The organism is Dolichospermum circinale AWQC131C (genome assembly GCF_000426905.1).
Lineage (GTDB): Bacteria > Cyanobacteriota > Cyanobacteriia > Cyanobacteriales > Nostocaceae > Dolichospermum > Dolichospermum circinale.
The window spans coordinates 66,027-77,472 of sequence record NZ_KE384602.1 but is presented as its reverse complement, the minus strand read 5'-3'; the positions used below and the strand labels follow the sequence as shown (position 1 = coordinate 77,472).

At 39.6% G+C, this 11,446-nt stretch carries 9 protein-coding genes; 6 read left to right on the top strand and 3 right to left on the bottom strand.

Features of this window, described 5'->3' with window-relative positions; all coding sequences use genetic code 11:
• Positions 1-435: 435 nt before the first annotated feature.
• From ACIR131C_RS0108110 to ACIR131C_RS0108100, 3 genes are all read right to left on the bottom strand, one after another.
• Positions 436-936 (bottom strand): CGLD27 family protein, encoded by a 501-nt coding sequence (locus tag ACIR131C_RS0108110; RefSeq protein WP_028089787.1) that lies wholly within the window; start codon positions 934-936, stop codon positions 436-438.
• Positions 937-941: 5 nt separating this feature from the next.
• On the bottom strand, positions 942-1,379 hold the full coding sequence (gene rsfS / locus ACIR131C_RS0108105; RefSeq protein WP_028089786.1) for a ribosome silencing factor: 438 nt from the start codon (positions 1,377-1,379) through the stop codon (positions 942-944).
• Between the two features lie 447 nt (positions 1,380-1,826).
• Positions 1,827-2,891, bottom strand: a complete 1,065-nt coding sequence (locus ACIR131C_RS0108100; RefSeq protein ID WP_028089785.1) for a mannose-1-phosphate guanylyltransferase — start codon at positions 2,889-2,891, stop codon at positions 1,827-1,829.
• Between the two features lie 259 nt (positions 2,892-3,150).
• Between ACIR131C_RS0108100 and ACIR131C_RS0108095 the strand changes: the two genes are divergently transcribed.
• The 6 genes from ACIR131C_RS0108095 to ACIR131C_RS0108070 all read left to right on the top strand — a co-directional run bounded on the left by ACIR131C_RS0108095 (position 3,151) and on the right by ACIR131C_RS0108070 (position 11,397).
• Positions 3,151-4,656: an LCP family protein gene (locus ACIR131C_RS0108095; RefSeq protein ID WP_028089784.1), complete on the top strand. Its 1,506-nt coding sequence runs from the start codon at positions 3,151-3,153 to the stop codon at positions 4,654-4,656.
• A 112-nt stretch (positions 4,657-4,768) separates the two neighbouring features.
• A complete protein-coding gene (locus ACIR131C_RS0108090; protein ID WP_028089783.1) occupies positions 4,769-5,266 on the top strand; it encodes a pentapeptide repeat-containing protein in 498 nt (165 codons plus the stop codon).
• Between the two features lie 171 nt (positions 5,267-5,437).
• The gene (gene murJ, locus ACIR131C_RS0108085) at positions 5,438-7,042 is read left to right on the top strand and encodes a murein biosynthesis integral membrane protein MurJ (protein WP_028089782.1); all 1,605 of its coding nucleotides are present in this window, start codon (positions 5,438-5,440) and stop codon (positions 7,040-7,042) included.
• Between the two features lie 36 nt (positions 7,043-7,078).
• Positions 7,079-8,389, top strand: a complete 1,311-nt coding sequence (locus ACIR131C_RS0108080) for an AAA family ATPase (protein ID WP_028089781.1) — start codon at positions 7,079-7,081, stop codon at positions 8,387-8,389.
• Between the two features lie 526 nt (positions 8,390-8,915).
• The gene (mgtE, locus tag ACIR131C_RS0108075) at positions 8,916-10,265 is read left to right on the top strand and encodes a magnesium transporter (protein WP_028082660.1); all 1,350 of its coding nucleotides are present in this window, start codon (positions 8,916-8,918) and stop codon (positions 10,263-10,265) included.
• Positions 10,266-10,404: 139 nt separating this feature from the next.
• A complete protein-coding gene (locus ACIR131C_RS0108070; RefSeq protein ID WP_028082659.1) occupies positions 10,405-11,397 on the top strand; it encodes an aspartate carbamoyltransferase catalytic subunit in 993 nt (330 codons plus the stop codon).
• Positions 11,398-11,446 lie beyond the last annotated feature (49 nt).

Below are 11,446 nucleotides of genomic sequence, written 5' to 3'. Positions count from 1 at the left end.
TTGTGCTGAATGAATTGGGTTTAATGGCGTGAAGTTGGTATCTAAAACAAATACTTTGGACATGAAGTCCCTCCTTTCGACTGCGCTCAAGGCAAGCCTTGCGGGTAATGTTAGCTTTGACAATGTTAGAGGTCGGTAACTATCTTAAAAGCACTGGTTTAACCCTTAGTCCTGTTTAACTTTTAAGTTCTAGAGCAGGGAACTAGCTACGCATCCTCTGGTAGGTCTTTAACTCTTACCTCTAACGTAGTTCGGTTAAGAACTGAGTCCAACTAGGCTTTTACAAGCCCTCACTTACCCGAAGGGAAGTGAGGGGTGGTTGACGGGTTTATATCTACTTTGTGAATTGTCAGTGGTCAGTGGTCGGTTGTCAGTTGTCGGTGGTCAGTTGTTTTACTAATAACTAATAAATAATAACTAACGACCAATAACTATTTACAGGAAATGCCAAACTATAGTACCTACAAGATACATGAGAGCCAATGCGGCAAAGGTAATTTGCAAGCGCTGGAAAATGGGTTTAATTTCGTAGGTGACAATTAAGCGATCGCGGGTAATGACTGCTTGGGGTTTTGTCCAAGTTTGTCCGTCGTACCAACCAGATTCTTCATAGAATACCGTAGGACTGTCGAGGCGATCGCGTACATAGAACCAACCTAAATACAACCTGATCAAGACTAGCACTACAGTGACACTAGCAGCGCCAGATCCACAAAGCAGAAAATTAAAAATCTGCTTTTGGGGAGGAAAGCTGGCCGCTGCCACAGGTCCTGCTATCAACCAAGACCAAGCCCAAATCCAAAAGATTTTTTTGGTGTAGTTGCTCCAGCTTAAGGTACTATCTCGAAATAGCCAGGCGTTCTTTAATTCCTCATATTCATTGAGTGGTTGTTGTTCTGTAGGTACTGGACAATTCTCCAGGGAGGAGCGCATCATATAGGTTAACCCCCAACATCATCGGAGTTTGGCATGAAAATACGTTCCGCGTGTCCCCAGAACGCTTCTAAATTATAAAACTCCCGTTCCCTTGGCATCATAATATGGACGATGACATCACCATAATCTTGTAGTATCCATGTTCCTTCCGCTTTTCCTTCTGTGGTGCGGGGTCGTCGTTGCCACTCAATTTCCACTTGTCCTTCTACTGCGTCAGCGATCGCTCTCACCTGTACCTTAGAATAACCTGTCATGATCACAAAATAATCAGACAGGTAAGAAATATTTGCCAGGTTTAGCAATATAATTTCTCCTGCCTTGCGCTCATAACCAGCTTCAGCAATAGTTAGAGCTAAATTTTTGCTTGTAGTTTCTGTGTCAGTTTTAGGTTCGATCACAGCTTTCTTTGTCAATGGAAAATTTCCTCTTAAAGATTCAGTCATTCAACCTCTTATGCTTTTTCCTTTTGCAGCTACTTGGTCTAATTATGTAACTTACTGACAATTGACACTCTCAGAGCTTTTAAATACTGGGACTCTTCATCGCTACTGTCAATGAGTCATCCTGTAACTAACAAATAACTGAACTAGAATTGTGTGAATGGGTTTTTTCTGAATAGTAACATATTCTACAGTTAATACTTTATGTCTGAATGACTTTAGTCTCTATTCATCATTTTCTGGTATTTTGTCCTAGTTTTTAGCCGATTCTTGTTAAATTTTCCTATTTAATCCCTTGAGTAGCTGATTTTTTTTACTTAAATATGATTTTAATTGATACTGCCATTATGCAATACCAAAAAATCAACTCAAATCTGTTATTTCACAGAATACAATCTATAAGTTATAATGAGCAATAACAGTTTGAGCTATCTACCAAGATTTTAAATCCTATAATAAGTCCGTAAATCGGCCATCGTTTTGCAGAGTTTTTAGGATCTGCTTAATTTCCTGGGTACGATCTTTTTTCACTACTAGGGTAACATTGCGATCGCGGACAATGACAACATCTTCTAAACCGATAGTAACAATTACATCATCAGGATTGGAGGCATAAATAATTGCTCCTTGAGTATCTAAGCAAACATGGGTAGCAAGTTCTACATTAGGATTATCCTCTTGTTTGAGTAAACGTTCAATAGCATTCCAATCACCCAAATCATCCCAACCAAATGCCGCCGGTAAAACATAAGCTAAACTAGTTTTTTCCATCAACGCGTAATCTATACTTTTTTTAGGTAACTGGGGATAAATATCAGGGCCATATTGTTCTAAAGGTTGGATAATTTCTGGTGCATGGGTGCGTAATTCTGCTAAAACAACACTGGCTTGAAAAACGAACATACCACTATTCCAGCTAAACCGTCCCGTAGATAAAAAAGTTGCAGCCGTTTCCCGGTCGGGCTTTTCAGTAAAACGGCGAACATGATAAGCTGGCAAGTTATTAAAGCTACAAAATTTTTCACCCTGCTCAATATAACCATAGCCAGTTGATGGAAAATTAGGTTTGATCCCCAAAGTCACTATTGCCGGGGTACTTCTTGCTAACTCGGTAGCAGCGGATATAGTAGCTAAAAATACCTCTGGGTCAGCAATCCAGTGGTCAGCCGGGAAAAAACCAATCATCGCGTTTTCTCCGTAACGCTTGTTAATTTCTAAACTAGCCCAAGCAACGGCAGCGGCAGTGTCTCGTCCTACGGATTCAATGAGTAAATTTGATTCTGGTAAATCAGGAAGTTGTTCTCTGACTCCTTGGGCAATGGCGCTGGAGGTAATTACCCACAAGTTTTGCCAACCGTTAGCCAATGGTAACAGTCGATCAGCGGTTGCTTGTAGTAAGCTCTTAGAGCTACCATCGAGACTTAAAAATTGTTTAGGTCTGTCCAGTCGGCTCAGAGGCCAAAAACGTTCACCTTTACCACCTGCTAAAATCACAGGAAAAAATAAATTATTCATACTGGAAAGCATACCCAATGCAGAACAATACAAGTTTACATCCATTTAATTTTGAATTTTGGATGATCTTGACTGATAATTTCGGTTAGTTAAGTATGTTGTAATTATCACAAATTAAAAATGTGAGGACAGCAAAACCCAACAAAATCTAGCTCATGCTTTTCTAAAATCCAAAATTTGCACTGTCAACTTTTGCAGTCGCAATATTTGTAGCTTGTATTAACATACCTTTAAGGAGTGGTTGAGTGGGGAGAAAATTGTGATTAAACAAATTCAATGGTTAGAAAATCAGGTCATACCTCAACAGGTAACAGCACCAGAACAGGAGGTAAAACAGCCACCAGTTCAAAAGTCAGAAAGTCAGACAATCATTCAACAAATACCAGTGTCAACCCCCCTGGTAAAACCACCAGAATCAGTTTACTCTTCTCGTAACGTCGTGGAATCAGTGGGTGCTATTCCCAACGAACTCTATGAGCGATTAGGTTTATCAGTTCCCCGCTGGTTATTGTGGGTACTAACTTTTGTTCTTGGCATAACTGTATCTGGTTTATTAGCATCCAGTTTGGCACTATGGACTCCTCTATGGAGTAATCTAGACCAAGGGAAAGATGATGAATTTGGTTCTTATAAACAAGATCAAGTCAAAATACCCGCAGGTTTATGGACTCAGCTTTCTCAGTATAAACTATCAAGACCCATGAATATTTTAATTATGGGTATTGAACCAGTGGCCGGAACTGTAGACGGTTCACCGGAAAATTTTGCTGGTAAAAGCGATACCATGATGTTGGTGCGGCTAAATCCCAGTGATAAATCTATTCGCGTTCTGTCAATTCCCAGGGGGACAATGATAGCTATCCCGGAACAGGGCTTAACTCAAGTATCTGAAGCTAATGCCAAAGGTGGTCCAGTTTTAGCCGCACGGGTAGTTAGTCGCAGTTTAAACAATGCTCCCATAGATAGATATATCCGCATTTCTACTAATGGTTTCCGCCAATTAGTTGACCAGTTGGGTGGAGTAGATGTATTTGTCCCCCAAACTATGAATTATCAAGATCACTCAGGTGACTTGTCAATAAATTTAGTCAGCGGTTGGCAAAATCTTAATGGTGAACAAGCAGAACAGTTTGCCCGCTTTCGTGAATTAGGTATGGGAGATTTACCTAGAATTCAGCGACAACAAGCACTAATCACTGCTTTAATGCAAAAGCTCAACAGTCCCACTGTTTTACCCAGGTTGCCCCAATTAACTCGTATTATGCGAAAGTATTTTGATACTAACCTGAAAACGGAGGAAATGATGGCATTGGCCAATTTTTCCGTGAATGTAGAACGGGATAGTTTCCAAATGGCAATGTTACCCGGTACTTTTAGTAAGTTCAGTCAAGATGCTAATAGCTATTGGTTAAATATGACTGGTCAACAAAGCTTGTTAAATGATTTTACTGGTGTAAATGTCGCTGGTATTACGTCGGATACCAGACCTATTTCTGCTCAAAGAGTTGCTGTTCAAAATACTACTAATCAACCTCAGCTAACGGAAAAAGTAATTACCTATCTTAAACAGAAAGGTTTTACTAATGTTTACCCAGTTCCAGACTGGCCAGATACCCAGAATCAAACTCAGATTATTGTTCAAAAAGGCAACCGACAACCAGGAGTTGATTTGCAACAGGTTTTAGGTTTAGGACAAGTTGAAGTTTCAGGCAACGGTGATCTAGAATCTGACCTGACAATTCGCATTGGTAAAGATTGGAAATAAGGAACTTTGTTACAGGGAACAGGGAACAGGGGACAGGGAACTGGTAAGGGGAAAGGGGGAACTTTCCCTTACTATAACGACAATTTTTAACGCCAACCTACTTAGCAAGTTTATGAGCAAAATTTTGTTAAGATATTTAACTTTAATTTCTATTTTGGCGGGATTGTGTATTATGCTTCCGCAAGTAACATTGGCTCAAGTTAATACCATTAACTACAGTAATGCTAACTTAAATAATCGTGACTTTTCCTATACTGATTTTGTCGGTGGAACTTTTGTCGCAGCCGAAATGCGGGGAACAAATTTCCAAGGTGCAAATTTAACTAACGCCATTTTTACCAAAGGCGTTTTATTAAAGGCTAATTTAGAAGATGCAAATTTAACTGGCGCTTTAGTTGATCGTGTTACCTTAGATGGTGCTAATCTAAGAAATGCCATTTTTACAGAAGCAACTTTGACCCGCACCCGCTTTTATGATGCTGATATCACTGGCGCTGATTTTACAAATGCAATCATTGACCGTTATCAAGTATCGCTGCTGTGTAAAAGAGCAAATGGTGTTAATTCTGTAACTGGTATTTCTACCCGCGACAGTTTAGGTTGTCGTTGAACAATTGACAACTGACAACTGACCACTAAGCTGTACTGCATTTAGTTTGTATAATTATAGCGGGCAAGATGCCCGCACCACAAAGTTCAAGTAAATTGTGGTTATCAAATTTAGCTGCGTAACAGCTTAACAACTGACAACTGACAACTGACCACTGACAACTAATATTTTGTGACACAACAAGAAAAAAAAACTGCCCGTTCTTTCGTTGGAATTGCTGGTATTGTTGCCGCAGCAACATTAATTAGTAAAGTATTTGGTTTAATTAGACAACAAATAATCGCTGCGGCTTTTGGTGTAGGTGCAGCAGCTACGGCTTATAGTTATGCCTATATTATCCCCGGTTTTCTTTTAATCTTACTTGGTGGTGTCAATGGACCTTTACATAGTGCCATTGTCAGTGTTTTATCTAAACATAAAGAAGAAGAAGCAGCACCTATAGTAGAAACAGTAACAACTATTGTCGGTGGGTTGTTGCTAGTAGTAACAATTGCTCAAATCTTCTGCGCTGAGTTAATTATTGATTTAGTTGGTCATGGCTTAGAAGCGACTACAAGAGCGATCGCAATTCGTCAAATCCAAATTATGTCCCCATTGTCCTTATTCGCGGGCTTAATTGGGATTGGTTTTGGGACTTTAAATGCAGCTAATCAATATTGGTTATTATCAATTAGTCCTTTATTATCCAGTCTAGCTGTTATTATCGGTATCGGTATTTTAGTTCTGGAATATGGTAAACAAATTATTAATCCCGAATATGCTTTAATCGGTGGCATGGTATTAGCCTGGGGGACTTTAGCAGGAGGAATTATTCAGTGGTTAGTGCAATTAATTGTCCAATGGCGGTTAGGATTAGGGACATTAAGGCTAAGATTTGATTTTAAATCTCCTGGTGTTCAAGAAGTAATTAAAATCATGACTCCAGCCACCATATCATCAGGAATGATGCCCATAAATGTCGCCACTGACCTTTATTTTGCCAGTCCTATTGCCGGTGCAGCAGCAGGTTTTACCTATGCTAATCTTTTAGTGCAAACTCCTTTGGGGATTATTTCTAATATTATTTTACTGCCCTTATTACCAACATTTGCTAAACTTTCTCACCCGGACAATTGGCCAGAACTAAAATTACGCATTCGTCAAGGACTTTTACTAACTGCTGTGACAATGTTACCTTTAGGGGCTTTAATGATATCTTTATCTGAACCAATTGTCCAGATAGTTTATCAACGGGGAGCATTTAAACAAGAAGCAACTCAGTTAGTATCTTCTCTATTAATTGCCTATGGAATTGGGATGTTTGTCTATCTAGGGCGTGATGTTTTAGTCAGAGTATTTTATGCTTTAGGTGATGGACAAACACCCTTTAAAATTAGTACATTTAATATTTTTCTCAATGCTATATTGGATTTCTTATTAGTTGAACCTTTTGGCGCACCGGGTTTAGTTTTGGCTACAGTTGGCGTTAATTGTAGTTCCATGTTGATGTTGTTATTTTTGCTAAACCGCAAACTTAATGGTTTACCTTGGCGGGAATGGTGTATTCCTATTTTGGGTTTAACTGGTGGTAGTATTATATCGGGTCTAGCCAGTTTTGGAGCTTTAATGGTTTCTCGTCAAGTTTTGGGTAAACCAAATTTAATTACTTTATTAATAGAATTATCTATATCTGCTTTCGTGGGAATTGGTGTATTTTCTCTCATTGCTTCGAGAATGAATATTCCAGAGGTGAATACTTTTGTAATTAAGATGCGACAAAAGTTTTTAAAGAAATAATAAGAAATAAATTAAAATTACCGTCAGATAATTCCCATGCTAATCGAATTTACCCTCGCCAATTTTAAAAGTTACAAAACAGGCCACTTACCTTTGGGGTCTTTGACTGTTTTAATAGGTGCAAACGCCGCAGGTAAAAGTAACGCTTTGGAAGGTTTGCGCTTGCTGTCATGGCTGGCACAAGGGCAAAAACTCTCTAGTATTCAATATGCTGTGAATAGTGCCGAGGCAGTGGTGCGTGGTAGAGTCAATGATTTATGCTATCATGGGCATTCAAGTTTTACCATCGGTTGCCGATTAGATATACCTGAATGGAATGAATTAAATATAACTCTGAGCGTGCGTGATGGAGAACTACACATCAGTAGTGAGTGTATTACTAACTCAAAAAATACAGTTTTATATGAATTAGATCAACCTTCCCAGGGAATAAATACAGATGTTGGTGTGGCCTATAACAACTTTACAATGGGTCAAAACAAGCCAAAAATAACTTGCAGTGATCAAATGGCTATATTTATGCAATTAGATAGCCCTGGGCGTTTTGATGTCAAATATGAAAAATCCCAAAAAATAATTCCTGAGACTGTCCGCGAATATCAACGAGTCTTACAGAATATTCTGTTTTTAGATCCTATTCCCGCCAAAATGCGCGAGTACAGTTTCAAATCAGATCAGCGATTACAAGAAGATGGTAAAAATCTTTCTAGCGTTTTATATCGTTTATGGCAAAACCAACCTGAAAATCAACAGACCATTCTCAATTTCATCCAGAGTTTACCAGAACAGGCTATAGATGGGCTAGATTTCCTGATTGGACCCAGGGATGAGGTTATGGTGCAACTAGCAGAAACTTTTGGCGATAACCGTCGCTATTATGAAGCAGCATTATTATCAGATGGTACATTACGAGTGTTAGCGATCGCTGCTGCTATGCTATCGGCTACTGAAGGTAGTTTAGTAGTAATTGAAGAAATTGACAACGGTGTTCATCCCAACCGTGCTAAACATCTACTGGCCAGCATTCGAGATATTGCCGAGAGGCGTAAATTACGAGTATTGCTTTCTACCCATAACCCAGCTTTAATGGATGCCTTACCTGATGTTGCTTTAGGTGATGTAGTCTTTTGTTTCCGAGATCCAGAAGAAGGGAATAAAGGGAATAGCCGCCTTGTTAGGCTTAGAGATATGGAAGATTACTCTAGTCTAATATTACAAGGACCATTGGGACAACTGGTAACTACTGGGGTAGTGGATAGGTTTGTTAAGTCACCGCACACACCGGAAGACAGAAAACAGCAAGCCCTGGCCTGGCTGTCTCGTTTGCAGGAGTACAGCTATGAGTAGTATCTGCTTGATTGATACTAGCGTATTCCTCAATATACTTAATGTTCCCCGCTGTAATAAGGATAGGGAATCAGTGATGCAAAATTTTCAGGAGTATATTAGATGTCTCCGAAAATTAAATGTGAGTCGTTTAAAACCCTTGTAGAGACGTTCCATGGAACGTCTCTACTTCAACAGTAAACAGCAGTGTCTATTTAAAAACCTAGCCGATAACCAACGTTTACACCATAAGAATTAGGTGGAGTTACATCACGACCAGCATCATTTTGATATTTACCTATCCCACTGAACAATAATTTCCCACCACTTGTACAAGTGACAACTTACCCTTAAAATGTTAAACAGCGTCTATCGGGAAATCAAATTCCAGGCTAAACCCATCAATTAGCAGTGCTATTTGATTTCAGTGTTTATATTAAATTTCACGAGAGGTTATGGACAAAAGTCCAACAGATGGCAGTAGTACCCTCCTCTAAGCTGGCGAGGCAGTCTCCCAGCGCGGGGGAGACTTTAGGAGATGTCTATTATGCTGACCCAGGAAATTCGTAGTTCCTTAGATATTGCTGACTTAAATCAGCTTAAATGTGATTTGAATTGTCTACAACCTGTAGATGTGGGAGATTATATCAGCCAATTGCCAGAAAAACAAAGGGCGATCGCTTTTCGGCTACTCAACAAAGACCAAGCCATAGATGTCTTTGAATATTTACCCACAGAAGTACAGGAAGAACTAATCAACTCTCTTCACGATGCCCAGGTAGTCCACCTGGTGGAAGAAATGAGTCCCGACGAACGGGCGGAATTATTTGATGAACTACCAGCGGGAGTAGTTAAACGACTATTACAACAACTCAGCCCAGAACAAAGACAAGCCACGTCAACGATTCTCGGCTATCCAGAAGGGACAGCGGGGCGGGTAATGACCACGGAATATGTCCGCTTGCGGCGAGGGTTAACTGTGGGTGAAGCCCTCAGTAAAATCCGCTTGCAAGACGAAGACAAGGAAACAATTTACTACGCCTATGTAACTGATGATAACCGCAAATTAGTGAGTGTAGTTTCTTTGCGTCAGCTATTATTTACCTTTCCCGATGTTTTAATTAAAGATATTGCCAGCCCTCACGTTGTCAAAGTAAGAACAGAAACACCCCAGGAAGAAGTCGCCCGGATTATGCAGCGTTACGACTTAATCGCCATGCCTGTGGTTGATAGGGAAGATAGATTAGTCGGTATTATTACGATTGATGATGTAGTAGATATTTTAGAAGAAGAAGCTACAGAAGATATCCAAAAATTGGCAGGGGTCAGTGGTGACGAAGAAGCCTTATCTCCCCCACACATTACCATTCGTAAACGGTTGCCTTGGTTATTGGGGATTATGGGATTATACATTGGCGCGGCCAGTGCGATCGCTCCTTTTCAATCTGTGATTGCTGCTGTACCAGTCCTGGCCGTGATTATGCCCATATTTTCTAATACTGGCGGCACTGTCGGTATACAAGCACTTACCGTAACTATTCGTAGTTTAGGCGTAGGAGACGTTACACCTGAAGATACCTGGAAAATCCTCCGTAAAGAACTCTTAGCCGGTTTAGGAACAGCCCTAGCATTAGGAATAACAATGATTGCTCTTTCGCTGATTTGGGCTAAACCTCAAGAAAAATGGGTAGCTTTAATTGCAGGGGTAGTCATGGCCACTAATACAATGGTGGCTGTTACTCTGGGAACTTTGTTACCCATGGCCTTAAAGCGGTGCAAATTAGATCCGGCTTTAATGAGTGGTCCGTTAGTCACAACCATGTTAGATACCATCGGTTTTTTAACCTTTCTCAGTATGGTTTCTATGGCTTTAAATATATTTCATTTACAATCTTAAAGGATTGGTAATTGGTAATGGGTAATGGGTAATTGGTAATTGGTAATTATATATATTATTTTCATTATTACCAATTATCTAATAACCCAAAATCTCAAATCCAAAATCCAAAATCCAAAATCCAAAATCTCAAATCTAAATGCCTACAACTACCTGGAATCGTCATCATATTCTCACACTTGCGGACTTTACAACGGCCGAATATAACGCCGTTTTACAAACTGCGGCTTCATTTCAAGAGGTACTATCACGACGGACAAAGAAAGTCCCCACATTACAGGGACAGGTGGTAGCAAATTTATTTTTTGAACCCTCTACCCGCACCCGCAGTAGTTTTGAAATAGCAGCTAAACGGTTAAGTGCAGATACTCTCAATTTTGCTGCTTCCACATCTTCCATGACTAAGGGAGAAACTATTTTAGATACAGCAAAAACCTATTTGGCAATGGGAACTGATATCATGGTAATCCGCCATAAAGATGCCGGAGTACCGCTGAGTATAGCCCAAGAAATGGATCGTTTAGGTGTAAAAGTTAGCGTTCTTAATGCTGGTGATGGACAACACGAACATCCATCTCAGGGATTACTTGATTTATTTACTATTTGTAATTTAATTGATCCTGCACAACCAAGAATTGAATTATTAAAAGGTAAGAAAATTGCTATTGTTGGAGATATTTTACATTCCCGTGTCGCCCGTTCTAATATTTGGAGTTTAATTGCTAGTGGGGCAGAAGTGCATTTAGCAGCACCCCCCACATTATTACCTAAATTCTTTGCTGAATATTTGGGTGTCAACGAAAATTCTCATCGTTTATTTACCCATTGGCAGCTAGAACCAGCTTTAGAAAATGCTGATTTTGTCATGACTTTACGTTTACAAAAAGAACGCATGACAGCCAATTTATTACCTAGTTTAAGAGAATATCATCAATTATTTGGTATTACTCGCCCTAAATTAAAACTTTGTCAACCTGACGTTAAAGTTTTACATCCAGGACCTGTTAATCGTGGTGTAGAAATTAGTTCTGATTTAATGGATGATCCTGAATTTAGTTTAATTCAATCTCAGGTAACTAGCGGTGTGGCAGTACGAATGGCACTTTTGTATTTTATCGGTAACAGATTTTAATAGGACTTACACAACTTCCACAAAAAATACTCCTAATACAGCACTTACA